Here is a 16,378-nt window from a genome sequence, read left to right on the forward strand (position 1 = left end):
GTCGGCCACCGCCTCCCCGCAGGAGTACCACGGCCCCCTGACATTCGGGCCCGGCCCTGCGTAAAGCGGCATAACACCCGGCCAGGCATCGCCTGATCAGGGTCCGCCCTTAGCGGGGGTGACTCGGACGAGAGTGCGAGCCGGACGAAGGCGCGTCGCAGAGACTCCGCTGGTCGGCGGGCTGCCTGAGGCCTGCCATGTGGTGTGTCACACCGTGCGGCGGGCGGGTCGCGGTGGCGGCCGGTGGTTCAGGATCATGGTGGTGAACGGGACCTCACCGCTATCCGACCTTCACTCACGGTGAGCACAACCGCGAGCCACTCTCGGCATCGATTCCGCAGGCGTATCAGGAAACGGTCAATAACCGGACGGACGGCCGGTGGGGCATCGTACAAACGGACCACACGGGATAGGCTTTCCGCATGGTCGGGTCGGGAGGTTTCGGGGTGGGTGGTCCTCACCCGTCCACGATCACCACGCTCCCCCTGCAGACTGCGGGGATGCAGCACACCGGCCTGGGCTGTTCCGCGCTGGTGCACTCCTTCGACTGGTCGGCCACCTCGCTCGGCCCGATCACGGGGTGGGATCCGGCGGTTCGTGCCGCGGTGGAGCTGGCCCTCTCCTCTCCGGTGCCGATGCTGCTCACCGTCGGTGACGATTTCGTGGTCATTTACAACGATGCCTATGCCGAGGTGCTCGACGCGCTGCATCCGGCGGCGCTGGGCCGTCCCGCCGCGGCCGCATTCGGTGCCGCGTGGGACCAGCCGGGCCTGGGTGGCGTGATCCAGCAGGTGCACCGGACCGGCCGGTCGATCCTGGAGCCGGAGAGTCAGGTGCAGGTCGCGCCGGGCCGCACCGAGCCGGCGTTCTACACCCGGGGCCACTCGGTGGTCCGCACGTCGCGGGGCGCGGTGGCCGGGGTGCTCACGGTGGCGGCCGAGACGACGCATGTGATCCACCGGCTGCAGAGCCTCGGTGAGCTGACCGCCCGGCTGGCCGGCGCCCTCACCATCGACGATGTCACGCGGGTCGTCCTGGCGTACGCGATGGCGTCCTTTGATCTGGATCATTGCGTTCTGGCCGTGGACGAGGGCCTGACCTATCGCTATGTCCGCCGCATCCGCGGCGAGATGCTGGACGAGGTGGACGAGCGGCTGCCACCCGTCTGGCGGCGCATCAGCGCCGATCGGGCCGCGCCCGCGGTGGCCGCGGCGGAGACCGGGCGGGCGACGTTCGTCGCCGACGGCGAGCCGCTCGCGGCGGTGGCCGCCGACCGGCATGAGCGGAGGGTGCGTTCCCTGGCCGCCCTGCCGTTGCGGACGCCGTCGCTGCGGGGCGCGCTGACGGTCGGTTTCCGCCGGGCGCACACCTGGCTGCCCGCCGAGCGGGCGCTGCTGACGGCGGCGGCCGAGTTGGTCGCGCAGGCGGCGGAGCGGGCCCGGCGGTTCGAGGCCCAGCACGGTACCGCGCAGTTGCTCCAGCGCAGCATGCTTCCCGAGCATCTGCCCGAGCTCGACACGTTCCGGATCGCCGCGCGTTATGACGTGGGGGTCGACGGCAACGCGGCCGGTGGCGACTTCTATGACGCGTTCCATCTGCTCGACGGCCGGCTGGCGATGGTGCTCGGTGACGTGGCCGGGCACGACGTGCGGGCCGCCGCGGTGATGGGTCAGGTGCGGGCGGCGCTGCGGGCGATGGCGCTGACCGATCCGTCGCCGCCGAGTGTGCTGGCCGGGTTGGACCGGCTGGTCGGCTCGCTGGGCGCGGAGTCACGCAACGAAGAGATCTTCGTGACCGTGGTGTACGGGGTGCTGGACCCGTCGGACGGTTCGATCACGCTGGCCAGCGCCGGTCATCCGCCACCGGTGTTGCGCCGGGCCGGGCGGAGCGGCGGGCCGGCCACCGCCGAGTTGGTGAAGGTGCCGCCGGGTGCGCCGCTGGGCCTGGGCGGGCGCTGGCAGACCGGCGCGGTGCGGCTGGAGCCGGGCGACACGATCCTGATGTTCAGTGACGGCGTGGTGGAGCGGCGCGACCGGCCGCTCAACGACGGGCTGGATGCGCTGGTCACGGCGGCGGCGGCGTCGCCGAGCGGCGATCCGCGCAACATGTGCTCACTGGCGACGGCCGCGGTGCCGGGCACCACCGATGACGATGTGGCGGTGCTGGCGGTGGAGCACGCCCTGGCGATGAGCCGGGCGGCGACGTTGCAGGTGGCCGCCGAGCCGACGAGCCCGAGCCGGGTGCGGCAGTGGATGACGACGCGGCTGCGGGAGTGGAGTGTGCCGGAGCCGGTGATCGGCGCGGCGATCCTGTGCACGAGTGAGCTGACGACGAACGCCCTGTTGCACGCGGGGACCCCGGCGCAGGTGCACATCGATCTGAACGCGGAGCGGCTGCTGGTGTCGGTGGCCGACACCGGCACGCGCGGCAGCGTGATCCGGGCGCACGCCGACACGCTGGCCAGCCGCGGCCGGGGCCTGGGGCTGATCGAGGAACTCAGCGATTCGTGGGGCACGGACCCGACGGTGCGGGGATCGACGGTGTGGTTCGAGATGCTCTTGGCGGGTAAAGCGCGGGCATGATTTTCCCGGACATACAGGTGTCCGATGTGCTGTTCGCCCTGATCGGCACGGGTGCCCTGCTCGCCGGGATCCTGCCCCGGGTGCTGGAGCGCCGGCCACTGTCCATGCCGATGGCGTTCCTCGGGCTGGGGCTGCTGCTCTTCGGGCTGCCGCTGGGCCTGCCGGCGGCCGATCCTCTCGCGCATCCGAAGCTGACCGAGCACCTCACCGAGGTGGGCGTGATCGTGGCGCTGATGGGTGCCGGGCTGAAGATCGACCGGCCGTTCGGGCGCCGCCGGTGGGCGTCGACGTTCCGGCTGCTGATCATCGCGATGCCGGTGACGATCGCCGCGGTGGCGTTGCTCGGCTGGTGGTGGGCGGGGCTGGTGCCGGCGTCGGCACTGCTGCTGGGTGCGGCGATGGCGCCGACCGATCCGGTGCTCGCGTCGGATGTGCAGGTGGGTGAGCCGACCGACGAGGAGGACTCGGAGGACGAGGTCCGGTTCGCGCTGACGTCCGAGGCGGGGCTGAACGACGGGCTGGCGTTCCCGTTCGTTTATGCGGCGATCGCGATCGCGGCGCACGGGCTGGATCCGGGCGGCTGGCTCGGTGAGTGGGTGCTGGCCGACGTCCTCTACAAGGGCGTGGTCGGGCTGGTCGGCGGGATCGTGATCGGGAAGTTCCTCGGCCGGCTGTTCTTCCGGGTCAAACGGGACTCGTTGCGGTTGGCCCGGCATTCCGAGGGCTTTCAGGCCCTGGCGGCGACCTTTCTGGCGTACGGGGTGGTCGAGGTCGCCGGCGGCTACGGCTTCCTGGCCGTCTTCGTGGCGGCGCGGGCGATCCGGGCGGCCGAGCGCTCCCACGAGTACCACCAGGTGCTGCACGATTTCGCCGAGCAGATCGAGCGGCTGCTGACCGTACTCCTGCTGCTTCTGCTCGGTGGCGCCGTGGTCGGTGGCCTCCTGGCGCCGCTCACCTGGCCGGCCGCCCTCGCCGGCCTCGCGCTGATCTTCGTCATCCGCCCGCTGGCCGCTTTCGCCGCTCTGCGCGGAGCCCCTGGACGCCTATCGGAACACTGGGTGATCGCCACGTTCGGTATCCGTGGCGTCGGCACGTTCTATTACCTAGCGTATGCAGTGACACATGCCGATTTCCCGGACGAACCACTCGTCTGGGCGACCGCGGCATTCGTCGTCGTCGTGTCCGTAGTGCTGCACGGCGTAGCCGCGACCCCGGTGATGCGTCACCTGGATCACACACCCGCTTACCAAGAGTAGTTTAAAACTGCTCTAAACCAGACAATGAACCGGCCGGTGGTGACGAAGCGTTATCAGTGCCGTAGAGTACGAAGGTAACTGGGGATGTCCACCATGGAGCGGCTCATGCGGATCAGAGGCTATGCACCCTTGACACCTTGCTGGGTGGAACTGGCGAGTGCGGACCCCGCACGCGCGGCACAGTTTTACGGAGAGTTGTTCGGCTGGGAGTCGGCGGGTGATCGGTTCAAGCTCGGGGGGCGTGCTGTCGCCGGCCTCACCCGCAGCCAGTTCGACCGGCCGGACGGCTGGCTCACCCACCTGAGCACACCCGACCTCGAGGAGACGCTCGAACAGGTCGCCCTTTCCGGCGGCCACTGCCTCAGTCACCCGACCGAGGCGCACGGCGGCCGGCGCGCGATCGTCGCCGACCCGAACGGCGCCATCATCGGCCTGTGGCAGGGCTACGACTTCGCCGGCGCGCAGGCCGGCGGCGAACCCGGCACGATGTCGTGGCCGGAACTCATCACCGACGACCCGGACGCCGCGGCCCGTTTCTACGGTTCGGCGTTCGGCTGGCTGCTCAACCAGCAGTTCGGTTCCGGCGAGTGGCTGAACCAGGCCCACGACGCCGTCGCCGGCCTCGCTCCGGGTTACCGCGGCGCCTGGTGGCGTGCGGCCTTCCAGGTCGAGGACATCCGGGCCGCGGCCGACCACTGCGAGCGTCTCGGCGGCGCGGTCATCATGGAGCCCTCCGAGGCCGGGCTGACCGCCCTCGCCGAGCTGCGTGACCCGTTCGGCACCCGCTTCACGGTCGCCGCGCCGGTGCACCACCCGGTCGAGCTGACCGTCTCCCTGGGCACCCTGCCTGCCTGGGACTGATCCACCCGTACCACCAGCACGTTTCTCGGAAGAGGCCGGCCCTGCGGGGCCGGCCTCTCCGTGTTCCGGCCGGGTGAAGCCGGTGATCTCGGCGTGTGAAACGAGCCGCGGCGGGTAATGGCACAGGCGTTCGACACTCGCGACGAGAGGACGGCGTCATGACCGACCAGACGAACGCCGGCAATGCCATCAAGGACCCGCAGGACTGGACCACCGGCGACCAGCCGGCCACCGGTGCGCAGGAGTCTTACCTGCAGACTCTCGCCACCGAGGCACAGGAGGACGTGCCGGACGGCCTGACCAAGGCGGACGCGTCCCGCAAGATCGACGAGCTCCAGGAGAAGACCGGCCGGGGCGCCTGACCCACGCGGTACGAGAGAGGGTCGGCCCGTCATCGGGCCGGCCCTCTCTCGTACCCGAGTCGTCAACCCCGGTTGACACTATGGCGCTGTCAACGTAAGTTGACGACATGACCGAAGCTACCGATCTCGCCGCCGCCGCCGGCAGCACCGACCCCCGGGTCGGACTGCGGGCGGTCGTGGCGCTGCGCCGGCTCCTGGAGGGGCTGGAGCGCCTCCAGGTGGCGAATGCCCGGGCCAGAGGGTGGTCCTGGCAGGAGATCGCCGACGCGCTCGAAGTGACCCGCCAGGGCGTGCACAAGAAGCACGCCCGGCTGCTGCCGATGCCGGATCCACGGGAGGACTGAGATGTTCGAGCGATTCACCAAGGCGGCCCGCGAGGTCGTGATCGGCGCCCAGGGGAAGGCGCGGGCGCTCGGGCACGAGACGATCGGCACCGAGCACATCCTGCTGTCGCTGGTCTCCGGGGAGAACAGCGCGGTCCGCGAGGCCCTCCGGGGCGCCGCGGGCGAGGTCGACGAGACCTACGTCCAACAGGCGATCGTCCGGCACCTCGGCGACCGGAGCGAAACCGCCGTCATCGCCGACCGGGACGCCGAGGACGCCGCGGCGCTCAAGTCGATCGGCATCGACCTGGACGCGGTACGGGCCGCCATCGAGGAGAACTTCGGGGCCGGGGCGCTGCATATGGCCCGGCCCGCGCCCAGGAAGAAGGGGATCCTCGGGCGGTTCACCCCCACCACGGTGACCGGGCACCGGCCTTTCTCGGCGCGCAACAAGAAGGCCCTCGAACTGTCCCTGCGCGAAGCGATCCGGCTCAAACACAACTTCATCGCGCCGGAACACATCGCGCTCGGGATCCTGCGCGAGGGTCAGGGCCTGGCCATGCTGATCCTCGCCGAGCGCGGGGTCGATTTCGACGTGGCCCGCGAGCGGCTCACCCAGTCACTCAACACCCCGGCGGCGTAACAGTCGTCACCGGATCGCGGCGAAGAGCAGGCGGTCCCGCCACTCGCCGCGGATGTGCAGGTATTCCTTCAGACGGCCCTCGCAGGTGAGGCCGGCCTTCTCCAGGACGCGACGGGAGCCGGTGTTGGCCGGATCGCAGGTGGCGGCGACGCGGTGCAGGCCGGCCCGGTCGAAGGCGAAGGCCAGCACCGCGGTCGCCGCCTCGGTGGCGAAGCCGCGGCCCCATGCGGAACGGGCCAGGGCGTAACCGAACTCGCCGCGGGAGTGGAGGCGGCTGGTGACGCGGAGTTCGACGGCGCCGATCAGGTGACCGTCGTGCTCGATGGCGAACGGATGGACGCCGCCGGCCGGGTCGACCGCTCCGGCCGCCTCGGCCACGAACGCCTCCGTCTCGGGCAGGGTGTTCGGGCCCCAGTCCATGAAACGGACCACCTCGGGGTCGCCGGCGTAGGCGTGCACGGCCGCAACGTCCCCGAGGTCGAAGGGCCGCAGCAGGAGACGGTCGGTGGTCAGTTCGGTCACGGGGCCACGGTAGCCGGGCCGGAGTTCTCGTGAACCGGGTGCGGGTGGCCGTACCGGAGAAGGGTTTCAGAGACGCAGGCGCATCGCGGGCTCGGACGTGCGGGCGAACCCCAGCGACGTGTAGAGCGGCTCGCCGTCCGGCGAGGCCTTCAGGTCCGCGACGCGGACGCCCTGGTCGCGGAACCATCGCAGGATCGCCTCCAGGCAGGCGCGGGAGTAGCCGCGGCGGCGCATCGCGGGTTCGGTGACCACGTTGAAGACGTAGCCGACCCGGCCGTCGGGGCTGTACGGGTTGCCGAGGTGCTCGTCGATGACGCCGACCGCGCACGCGGCGAGCCCGGGACCGTCGGGGTGCTCGACGACGAAGGCCGCGAGGACCGGCTCCGCGGCGGCGAGGCGGCGCAGCAGGGACGCCCGGACCGGGGCGCGCCAGTCGTCGTTCCAGGCGCCGCGACCGAACGCCTGGAGCATGATCGCGCGGAGGCGGACGAGTTCGTCGACGTCGTCGGCGGTGGCTTGGCGGATCTTCACGGAAGCACCCTAACCGTGCACGTTTATTTCAGATTTGAAGTTTCAGATTTGAAGGAGTACTGTTCCCGGCATGGCCGAACCGCTGACCGGGACGCAACTGGCGCACTGGCGCACCTTCATCGAGAGCTCGTGGGCGCTGCACACCCGCCTCGAGGACGAGTTGCGCGCCGCCACCGGTCTGAGCATGAACGACTATCACGTGCTGATCGCGCTCGCCGACGCGCCCGGCCGGCGGATCCGGATGGGCGAGCTGGCCAGCCGCCTCGTCCTGTCGCCGAGCCGGATCACCTACCAGATCAACTCCATGATCAAACGAGGGCTGGTACGCAAGGAGAGCTGCCCGGACGACGGGCGCGGTCAGGAGGCCGTCCTCACCGAGGAGGGGCTGACCGCGCTGCGTGATGCCGCGCCCGCGCATCTGGCGACCGTCCGCGAGAGCTTCATCGATCATCTCGACGACGAGGAACTGGCCGTGATCGGCCGCGTCTTCGCCAAGATCAGGAAGGTGTGAGACCCATGCCCGCCATCACCGTCGACGACGTCCTCGTCCTCCCCCGCCTGCCGCGACTCGACCCGGTGACCACCGAGTTCCGCGCGGTCCGGCGGCTGACCACCGCACCGCAGGGCTACGAGGGCGAGGGTTTCCCGGTCCGCCGGGCCTTCGCCGGAGTGCCGATGTCCGAGCTCGACCCGTTCATCCACCTGGACCAGATGGGCGAGGTCGACTACGCGCCGGGCGAGCCGAAGGGGACGCCCTGGCATCCGCACCGCGGGTTCGAGACGGTCACCTACATGATCGACGGGATCATGGACCACCAGGACTCGCTCGGTGGCGGCGGCTCGATCTCCAACAGCGACACGCAGTGGATGACGGCCGGCTCCGGAATCCTGCACATCGAGGCGCCGCCGGAGCACCTGGTGGTCAGCGGTGGGCTCTTCCACGGACTCCAGCTGTGGGTCAACCTGCCGCGCGCGGCCAAGATGATCGACCCGAAATACCAGGACATCCGGGGCGGTAAGGCGGCACTGCTCACCACCCCGGACGGTGGCGGCCTGATCCGGGTGATCGCCGGTGAGATCGCCGGTCACCGCGGTCCCGGCTCGACGTTCACACCGATCAACCTGGCACACATCACCCTGCAACCGGGTGCGCGGCTCGATCTGCCGTGGCAGACCGACTACAACGCTCTGGTCTACACGCTCTCCGGCGAGGGCTCGGTGGGCACCGACATGCGGCCGGTCCGCCGCGGGCAGCTCGCCACCCACGGGCCGGGCGAGGCGGTCCGGGTCGAGGCGAAGACCGAACTCGACCTGTTCGTGATGGGTGGACAGCCGATCCGGGAGCCGATCGCCCACTACGGGCCGTTCGTGATGAACACGCAGGCCGAGCTGAAGCAGGCCTTCGAGGACTTCCAGAAAGGACGGCTCGGCGTCGTTCCGGCGGCGCGCGTACCGCACACCGACTGATTACGCTGAGCGGCATGGACCACATCGAGCGATTCGCCGACGTCGTGGTCCGGGCCGGTGTCAACGTCCAGCCCGGGCAGGGAGTCATTCTTCGTACGGACACCGCGCATCTGGAGATCGCCCGGGCCGTCGTGGCCGCCGCGTATGCGGCCGGGGCAGCCTGGGTCGAGCCGATCTGGTCGGACGGCCCGATGCGCCGCTCCGCCGTCGATCACGCCAGCCTGGAGTCGCTGTCCGCCAGCCGCGGCTGGGCGCTGCAGCGCATCCGCGAGTGGGCCGATCAGGGCATCGCGTCGATCGCCCTGATCGGCGACCCCGATCCGCACCTGCTCGACGGTGCCGACCCGGTGCGTGCCGCCGCGTTCCCGGCCGACGAGGTGCGGGCCATGCGTGAGCAGGTGATGGGCCGGCTGCGCTGGACCGTGGTCGGCGCACCCAACCCGGGCTGGGCACATCAGGTCTTCGGCGAGCCGGACACCGCGCGCCTGTGGGACGCGGTGTCGACGGCGATGCGCCTGGACGCCGCGGACCCGGCGCTCGCCTGGCGGGAGCGGGCCGCGACGCTGGCCGAGCGCGGGGCCCGGCTCGACGATCTGGAGCTGACCTCGGTCCGCTATGTCGGCGAGGGCACCGACCTCACCGTCGGGCTGATCCCGGGATGCCGGTGGACCGGCGGCGGGCTGATCGACGGCGACGGGGTGCCGTTCATGCCGAACATCCCGACCGAGGAGGTCTTCACCAGCCCCGACCGGCGCGCCGCGGACGGGGTCGTCCGGGTGACGAAACCGCTGGTGCTCAACGGGAGTCTGGTTCTCGGCCTGCGGCTGGAGTTCTCCGGCGGGCGGATCGTCGCGGCCACCGCGGACTCCGGCGCCGACGTCGTCCGCGCGCAGCTGGAGACCGATCCGGGCGCCCGCTCCCTCGGCGAGGTGTCCCTGGTCGACTCGGACAGCCGGATCGCCCGCACCGGGATCGTCTTCCACAACACGCTCTTCGACGAGAACGCCGGCTGTCACGTGGCCTGGGGTTCCAGCTTCCCGTTCGCCGTGGACGGCGGCGCCGCGATGACCGTCGCCCAGCGCGAGGAGCTGGGGCTGAACACCTCGGCCGTACACACCGACGTGGTGATCGGCGGCGACGGCATCACGGTCACCGGCACCGGACCGAAAGGCACGATCGAGATCATCCGCAACGACGAGTGGGTGCTCTGACCGGTCACCACCGGGCGTGCCGGCGATCCCGCCAGGGCCGGCCGTCCGGGTCGTAGACCAGGCGGTACGCGGGAAGGGCCCACAGCCGCTGGTGCCACGGCAGCCGCTCCGTCTCGTGCGGGATCAGCCGGCCCGCCGGGCGGGGCCCGACCCGGCCACCGTCCCGCCAGTCCCGCAGACGGTCCGCGGCGGCCGTCATCGCCTCCACGGCGTCGGCCGGATCGAGCAGGTCGGCGTCGTCGCCGTCGGCCCGATCCAGGTGCTCCCGCATCAGGGCCAGCCGCAGATCCCGCGGGAACCGGCGGGCACCGTCGCCGAGCCCGGCCGGGTCACGGGGCTCCCGCTCGTCCCTGGTGTCGTCGAGCACCGCGCAGGACAGCTCGCTGTCATGCGTCCACGAACGACGGTTGAAGTTGTCGCTGCCGACGCTGCACCAGATGTCGTCGATCACACAGATCTTGGCATGCACGTAGATCGGGGTGCCGGCGTGGTTTTCCAGGTCGAAGACGTGCACCCGGTCACCGGCGGCCTGCCTGCACAACTCGACGGCCTGCTCGCGGCCCACCTGGTTGGGCGGCAGCGCGAAACCGCCGTCCACGTCCGGGTGACGCGGCACCACCGCGATCAGGTGCAGCTCCGGGTTGTCCCGCATCGCCTCGGCGAAGAGCTGGGCCACCTCCTTCGACCACAGGTACTGGTCCTCCAGGTAGATCAGCCGGCGGGCCCGCTTGATCGCCTTGGTGTAGCCGCGGGCCACACTGCGCTCGCCGAGCCGGGCGAAGCCGTACGGCGGGCGCATCGCCGGATAGGTCCGCAGCACCTGGACGGTCTGCGTGCCACACTCCGGCGGGTCCGGTGGCTGCTCGGGAAGCGGGTCGGGACTCAGGTCCTCATGACGCAGCCGGTCGGTGACGGTGGCGATCGGGCCGTTCTGATCCAGCGGGACCCGATCGGTCCAACGCTCCCGGAACGAGTGGTCGAGGGCGCCGACGACCGGGCCGCGCAGGGCGAGCTGGATGTCGTGCCAGGGCGGGTTCGGGCCGTACGACGCGGCCATCTTGACCGCCTGCGGATCGCCGTGGTGCTCGGCGTCGTCGCGGCGGCTGTGGCACAGATCGATGCCACCGGCGAAGGCGATGTCCAGCTCGGGACGGCCCGGATGACGCAGCACCACGAGCTTCTGATGGTGTGACCCGCCGCGGCGGACCCGCTGGTCGAGCAGCACCTCGCCGCCGGCCGCCTCGATGTCGTCGCTGAGGTTGCGGTTCTCCTCCTCGCTGTACGCCAGCCTGTCGACGTGGGAGCGCCAGAGCAGGCCCTTGACGATCACGCCGCGCGCGGCGGCCGCGGAGAACAGCTCGGCCACGGTCGGCCCGTCGTCGCTGGTCCGCTCGTCCGGGTCACCACGCCAGTCGGTGAAGAACAGGTGATCACCGGACTTCAGCTGGCCGACCTCGCTCGCCAGCCGATCGAAGTAATTTTGCCCGTGAATAAGCGGCTCGACCGTGTTTCCGGTGTTCCATATGGGTATGGAGGTGTCCGGGTTGCCGCGTTCGGCAGCGGAGAGAAGCCATTCCTGCGGCGGCACTGCAGCCCCTTCGAGGTCGACGACGCCCTCACGGTAAGCCTCTCCGCCGTCGCTCGCATCCGGAGCGGACACCTCACCCCCCTCGGAGGACCGGACCCATGAGCAGTGAGCCACTGACCACGACGACCATGGCCGAGGCCACCGACACCACCGAGAAGGGGCTGCTCATCGCGGTCCTTCTCCTGGTGCTCATGGGTACTGCCGCGATGCTGATGATGTTCTGATCGCGAGCATCGTCGGGACCGGCGAACCGCCCTCGACGAAACCCTCGAGTCGCAGGCCCGCCTCCAGGAAGGCGGTCAGCAGGGCGGGCAGGGGCCAGTGACTGGCACCGACCTTGTCGCGGACGCCTCGGTCGGTCCACGACGCCTTCGTCCAGTGCCCGTCGAGGTATCCGGGGCGGATGACCACCGCGGCCGGATCGCCGCGATCGGCGAACCCGCCACAGAACGCCGGGTGCACACCGATGTGAACGAACCGCCCACCCGGGCGCAGGACCCGGCTGACCTCACGCAGCACGGCCGGGTAGCCGGGCATGTCGGTGTGCGCCATCACCGAGATCGCCGCGTCCACCGAGCCGTCCCGCAGCGGGAGCCGGGTCGCGTCGGCGCGGGCGACCGGCAGCCGGCCGGACGCGTGCCGCAGCATCCCGGCGGACAGGTCGACGCCGACCGGGCTCCAGCCGAGCCCGCGCACCTGGGCCGCATGGACGCCGGTGCCACAGCCGATCTCCAGGCAGCGGCCCCGGCCCGGACCGAGCTGCCCGGTGATCGCCTGCCGGACACCCAGCGGGTCACCGGGCAGGGTGACCGGCAGGAACTCGGTCTCGTACCAGTCCGCGATCTCGTCGTAGACCGCCTTCATCCGTAGAAGGTATACCCAGCACTACCCCGGAAGGTGTCCCTGAACGGCTGGGCCGGGCCCCTCGCCGCTGGCTACCGTGAGCCGGTGCTGATCGATGACCTGAAGGACCGCCGCTACCTGCTCACGGCCCGGCCGTGGTGGTCGCTGCTGCACCTGGCGGTGACCGCCGTGCTCGCCGCGCCGGTCGCGTTCGGCTTCTGGATGCTGATGCTGCCCTGGCTGGTCGCCGGGCAGGACGTCACCGAGGGCCGGGAGCCACCGGCGGCCGTGGTCGTCCTGATACTGACGTCGGCGTTCCTGTTCGCCGCCGCCGGACCGGCCGTGGCGCTGCCGCTGGCCGCGGTGGAGCGGCGCCGGTTGCGGCTGCCCGCCCCGCACCGGCCACTGATGTCCGGCCCGGTCGCCTGGTTCGTGGCCCGCTACCGTGAGGAGTCGACGTGGCGGGCCGTCGCCTACGCGGTGCTGCTCGCCCTGGCCGCTCCCCTGCTCGTGCTGGGTGCCACCCTGCTCGCCGTCGTCGAGGCGGTGCTGCTGTTCAGCCCGTGGATCGCCGAGTGGCGGCTCGGTGACCTGGTGATCCACGGCGGGCCCGAGTCGGTGCCGTTCATGTTCCTCGGTCTCGCCGGGCTCCCCCTCGTGCTCTATCTCGCCGGCGCCGTGGCGGCGCTGCACACCGCCCTGGCCCGGCGGCTGCTCGGCGGCACCGACGTGCTGCGCGACCAGCTGACCGAGGTGTCGCTGTCCCGGGCGCGGCTGGTCGACGCGTTCGACGCCGAGCGCCGCCGGATCGAGCGCGACCTGCACGACGGCGCCCAGCACCGGCTCACCAGCCTCACCCTCCAGCTCGGCATGGCCCGGCTGGACCTGCCCGGTGACTCGCCCGCCGCCGAGCCGCTGGGGCGGGCCCACGACCAGGCCAAGGAGCTGATGGTGGTGCTGCGCGACCTGGTCCACGGCATCCGCCCGCAGACCCTTGCCGACCTGGGGCTGCCGGCCGCCCTGTGGGAGTTGGCCGCCAACTCGCCGGTGCCGGTCGCGGTGGACGCCGACGCGATCGCCGGCCGGCTGCCGGAGCGGGTCGAGACCACCGCCTACTTCGTGGCCGCGGAGGCCCTGACCAACGTCGCCAAACACGCCCGCGCCGCATCCGTGCAGGTGCGCCTCACCCGGTCCGGGGAGGCGATCGTGCTGGAGATCCTCGACGACGGCCGGGGCGGGGCCGACCCGGCCCGCGGCTCCGGGCTCACCGGGCTGGCCGACCGGGTCGCCGCGGCCGGCGGCAAACTGCTGCTGGCCAGCCCGTCCGGCGGGCCGACCCTGCTGCGGGTCGAGCTGTGACCCGGGTCGTCCTGGCCGAGGACGGTGTCCTGCTGCGTGAGGGTCTGGTCGGGGTGCTGGTCCGGTTCGGGTTCGAGGTGGTCGCCGCGGTCGGTGACGCCGCCGAGCTGATGACCGCGGTCGACCGGCACGGGCCGGAGCTGGTGATCACCGACATCAAGATGCCGCCGTCCTTTCAGGACGAGGGGCTCCGGGCGGCGGTCCGGCTCCGGCAGAACCGCCCCGGCCTCCCGGTCATCGTGCTCAGCCAGTATGTGCAGCACGACTATGCCGCCGACCTGATCGGCACCGGCGACGGCGTCGGATATCTGCTCAAGGACCGGGTCGCCGACATCACCGAGTTCGTGGCCGCGCTGCGCACCGTGGTCACCGGTGGCACGGTCGTCGATCCGGACGTGGTGCGCCGCCTGATCAGCCGACCACAGGATCCGCTCGCCGGTCTCTCCGGCCGGGAGCGGGAGGTGCTGGCCCTGATCGCCGAGGGCCGGTCCAACTCGGCGATCGCGGCGGCCCTGTTCATCAGCGACCCGGCGGTCGGCAAACACGTCGGCAACATCCTGGCCAAGCTGGGCCTGCCACCGACCGACGACACCAACCGGCGGGTGCTGGCGGTGCTGGCCTATCTGAGATCCCGATGACGCCCAGCGCCTCCGCCCAGCGGGTCAAATGATCCTCCGCCCTCCGCCCTCCGCCCTCCGCCTTTCGCCTCCGCCCTCCGCCCTTCGCCCTTCGCCAGCGGAGGGCTTCCGGAGTCAGGGGCTGCCCCGCTCATCCGCGATCTCGTGGAGGGCCGGCACATCGTCGTCGCTGAAGTTCACATGATGTCGTCGCGGTCTCTGAACGGCTGCTCCCGGAACACCTGACCCGGCTTGCCGCGGATCGGGATCCTTGCCGACCGGTTCTCCTGTGACTGCCGGGCACACCAGCGTCCGGCGCTGCCGGGAGCCGGTGCGTGCCGGCCCGCCGGTTCCGCCGCGTCGCCGCATCGTTGGTCCCGCCACGCCACGCCACCACTCCCGCCGCGCCGCGCACCACCACTCCCGCCACGCCGCCGGTCGCGACGCCGGTCGCGGCCGGGATGATTGACTGATGCGGGTTGCCGACGGCAGGGGCGGCGACGTTGGCCGGCGCACACGATCGCTCAACGTGGGCTCGGACATACGTCATGGCATGCACCGACGCACACGATCTGCCGATCGTGCGCGTTCACCCAGGTCATGGCGATGACAGCAGCTCACATAAGCGTTGTGTGCGCTCCCGTCATCGCTCGCAGATCACAGGTCCGGACGGTGCAACCGCTACCGGCGCCGGGCTGCCCATCTGCGGGCACTAGAAAGCTTGCGGTGCCGAGGTCTGACCCCGTCCTTCCGCGTTCTTTGTCGAAAGCCGTCACACCGTCATCGCGGAACTCCACAAGATCGCGGTGCGGGCCGCAGACCTCGACACCGGAAGCTCTCTAGCTGTCGGATGCGTGCAGCTCACCACGATTCCGGCCTCGGCGCGGCGCGCAGAAACGAGGCCCTATCCGGAAGTTCTCTAGCGGGCGGCGGGCGGTGTCAGCGTCCAGCGGGTCGGGGACCAGATCGGCGCGGCCGGGTCGCCGACCAGGGCGAAACCGATCCGCCACGCGTTCATCGACGGCCGGTCCAGTGCCCACCAGCGGTCGGACAGCGCCGTGCCGACGGCCGCGCATCGCTCCGCCTGCGGTCCCGAGGCGAGGATCGCCCCGTCGGCCAGCACCACCGCGCCACCCGTGCCACTGTCGTCGAGCACCGCGAGGTAACTCTGCTCCCGGCCGGGGATCGACGCGTGGCTGACCCGGTGGTGCCAGGCGGCGGCCGCGAACCAGAGACCACGGTAGGCCTCAGCGTCGAGCGCTGGTTTCCAGCGGGCCGGCGACACCTCGTCCAGGCCCTCCAGACCGGAGGCCACCGGTGGGTGGCTGCGCGGATGGCGGGCACCGAGCGGCCCGGCGGCGCTCATGAAACCGGCCGAGCAGACCACGGTCGCGGTGAGCGGACCGGTGCGGGCGTCCTGGACCGCCCGGCCTCCCTGAACCGAACGCACCTCCGGAACCGGCGGGCCGCTGAAAACCGGGAACCCGTCCTGAATCGGAGGGCCATCCTGCGTCGGCGGCCCGCCCGGACCTGGGTGCCGGCCTGGGACCGGGGGCCCGCCCGAGACCGGGGGCCCGCCCGAGACCGGGGGCCCGCCCGAGACCGGGCGGATGTCGAGGACCGGGTGGATGCCGCCGTGCCCGACCGGGACGATCAGGCGGCCGTCGGGATCCAGGCGGTCCAGCCAGTGCGGGGAGATGCCGGCGACGCCGACGGTCACGATGATGCGGTCGTAACGTTCGAACGGGCCTCCGGTGTAGCCGTCGGCGGTCTCCACCCGTACCCCCGCGATGCCGGCCCGGGCCAGCGCGGACCGTGCCCGGGCCGCGACGTCGGCCTGAACGTCGACGGTGGTCACCACGGCGCCGAGCGAAGCGAGGAGTGCCGCGTTGTAACCGGTACCCGCGCCGATCTCGAGGACACGCATGCCCGGCGCCACGTCCAGCGCCTCGATCATGGCGGCCATCAGCGACGGCTGGCTGGACGAGCTGACCGGGACCTCACCGGCGAGCTTGGTGACCAGCACGTCGTCGCTGTAGACCGTCGGCAGATACTCCGGGTCGGCGGGCACCACACGCCGGCCGTCGCGGCGGTGGAATCCGTCGGCCACGAAGACCTCTCGTGGCACCGTCGCGAACGCCTCGGCCAGCGTGGGCGACAGGCCGTCACCACGGATCAGCTCGAGGTAGCGCCGCCGGACGTCTTCCATGACT

Annotated in this window: 17 protein-coding genes; 12 read left to right on the top strand and 5 right to left on the bottom strand. The window is 71.4% G+C overall.

Annotated features, from left to right (window positions below):
* Positions 1–500 precede the first annotated feature (500 nt).
* From BC793_RS04675 to BC793_RS52750, 6 genes are all read left to right on the top strand, one after another.
* Positions 501–2,582 carry an ATP-binding SpoIIE family protein phosphatase gene (locus BC793_RS04675; RefSeq protein WP_239170127.1) on the top strand — a complete coding sequence of 694 codons (2,082 nt, stop codon included), beginning with the start codon at positions 501–503 and terminating at the stop codon, positions 2,580–2,582.
* Positions 2,579–3,838 (top strand): cation:proton antiporter, encoded by a 1,260-nt coding sequence (locus tag BC793_RS04680; RefSeq protein WP_239170126.1) that lies wholly within the window; start codon positions 2,579–2,581, stop codon positions 3,836–3,838. Before BC793_RS04675 ends, BC793_RS04680 begins: the two co-directional genes overlap by 4 nt.
* 144 nt (positions 3,839–3,982) lie before the next feature.
* Complete coding sequence (locus BC793_RS04685; RefSeq protein WP_239170125.1) at positions 3,983–4,699, top strand: VOC family protein; 717 nt, start codon at positions 3,983–3,985, stop codon at positions 4,697–4,699.
* Between the two features lie 158 nt (positions 4,700–4,857).
* Entirely contained in the window at positions 4,858–5,061 is a 204-nt protein-coding gene (locus BC793_RS04690; RefSeq protein WP_109589535.1) for a DUF3072 domain-containing protein, read from the top strand.
* Positions 5,062–5,168: 107 nt separating this feature from the next.
* The gene (locus BC793_RS04695) at positions 5,169–5,405 is read left to right on the top strand and encodes a helix-turn-helix domain-containing protein (protein WP_109589537.1); all 237 of its coding nucleotides are present in this window, start codon (positions 5,169–5,171) and stop codon (positions 5,403–5,405) included.
* Position 5,406: 1 nt separating this feature from the next.
* On the top strand, positions 5,407–6,027 hold the full coding sequence (locus BC793_RS52750) for a Clp protease N-terminal domain-containing protein (protein ID WP_109589540.1): 621 nt from the start codon (positions 5,407–5,409) through the stop codon (positions 6,025–6,027).
* A 6-nt stretch (positions 6,028–6,033) separates the two neighbouring features.
* Here BC793_RS52750 and BC793_RS04705 read toward each other — a convergent pair whose 3' ends face one another.
* Positions 6,034–6,549 (bottom strand): GNAT family N-acetyltransferase, encoded by a 516-nt coding sequence (locus BC793_RS04705; RefSeq protein WP_109589542.1) that lies wholly within the window; start codon positions 6,547–6,549, stop codon positions 6,034–6,036.
* A gap of 66 nt (positions 6,550–6,615) precedes the next feature.
* The gene (locus BC793_RS04710; protein WP_239170124.1) at positions 6,616–7,080 is read right to left on the bottom strand and encodes a GNAT family N-acetyltransferase; all 465 of its coding nucleotides are present in this window, start codon (positions 7,078–7,080) and stop codon (positions 6,616–6,618) included.
* Positions 7,081–7,150: 70 nt separating this feature from the next.
* Here BC793_RS04710 and BC793_RS04715 point away from each other — a divergent pair, with 70 nt between their 5' ends.
* From BC793_RS04715 to BC793_RS04725, 3 genes are read left to right on the top strand one after another with little or no spacing between them, the layout of a single operon-like run.
* The gene (locus BC793_RS04715; protein WP_109589544.1) at positions 7,151–7,591 is read left to right on the top strand and encodes a MarR family winged helix-turn-helix transcriptional regulator; all 441 of its coding nucleotides are present in this window, start codon (positions 7,151–7,153) and stop codon (positions 7,589–7,591) included.
* A gap of 5 nt (positions 7,592–7,596) precedes the next feature.
* Complete coding sequence (locus tag BC793_RS04720; RefSeq protein ID WP_109589546.1) at positions 7,597–8,547, top strand: pirin family protein; 951 nt, start codon at positions 7,597–7,599, stop codon at positions 8,545–8,547.
* Between the two features lie 14 nt (positions 8,548–8,561).
* On the top strand, positions 8,562–9,758 hold the full coding sequence (locus BC793_RS04725) for an aminopeptidase (RefSeq protein ID WP_109589548.1): 1,197 nt from the start codon (positions 8,562–8,564) through the stop codon (positions 9,756–9,758).
* Between the two features lie 4 nt (positions 9,759–9,762).
* On the opposite strand, the gene BC793_RS04730 is transcribed toward BC793_RS04725, so the two are convergent.
* A complete protein-coding gene (locus tag BC793_RS04730) occupies positions 9,763–11,346 on the bottom strand; it encodes a phospholipase D family protein (protein ID WP_109589550.1) in 1,584 nt (527 codons plus the stop codon).
* 98 nt (positions 11,347–11,444) lie between these two features.
* Here BC793_RS04730 and BC793_RS52200 point away from each other — a divergent pair, with 98 nt between their 5' ends.
* Positions 11,445–11,570 carry a hypothetical protein gene (locus BC793_RS52200; RefSeq protein ID WP_275416199.1) on the top strand — a complete coding sequence of 42 codons (126 nt, stop codon included), beginning with the start codon at positions 11,445–11,447 and terminating at the stop codon, positions 11,568–11,570.
* Here the strand turns inward: BC793_RS52200 and BC793_RS04735 are convergent.
* Positions 11,536–12,210, bottom strand: coding sequence for a class I SAM-dependent methyltransferase (locus BC793_RS04735; RefSeq protein ID WP_109589553.1), 675 nt, complete (start codon positions 12,208–12,210; stop codon positions 11,536–11,538). The genes BC793_RS52200 and BC793_RS04735 overlap by 35 nt on opposite strands.
* A gap of 84 nt (positions 12,211–12,294) precedes the next feature.
* Between BC793_RS04735 and BC793_RS04740 the strand changes: the two genes are divergently transcribed.
* Positions 12,295–13,548, top strand: coding sequence for a sensor histidine kinase (locus BC793_RS04740; protein WP_109590332.1), 1,254 nt, complete (start codon positions 12,295–12,297; stop codon positions 13,546–13,548).
* Positions 13,545–14,186, top strand: coding sequence for a response regulator (locus BC793_RS04745; RefSeq protein WP_109589555.1), 642 nt, complete (start codon positions 13,545–13,547; stop codon positions 14,184–14,186). The genes BC793_RS04740 and BC793_RS04745 overlap by 4 nt, the downstream gene beginning before the upstream one ends.
* An 898-nt stretch (positions 14,187–15,084) precedes the next feature.
* Here the strand turns inward: BC793_RS04745 and BC793_RS51055 are convergent.
* Positions 15,085–16,374 (bottom strand): protein-L-isoaspartate O-methyltransferase family protein, encoded by a 1,290-nt coding sequence (locus BC793_RS51055; RefSeq protein WP_239170123.1) that lies wholly within the window; start codon positions 16,372–16,374, stop codon positions 15,085–15,087.
* Between the last annotated feature and the right edge of the window lie 4 nt (positions 16,375–16,378).

The organism is Actinoplanes xinjiangensis (assembly GCF_003148685.1).
Classification (GTDB): Bacteria; Actinomycetota; Actinomycetes; order Mycobacteriales; family Micromonosporaceae; genus Actinoplanes; species Actinoplanes xinjiangensis.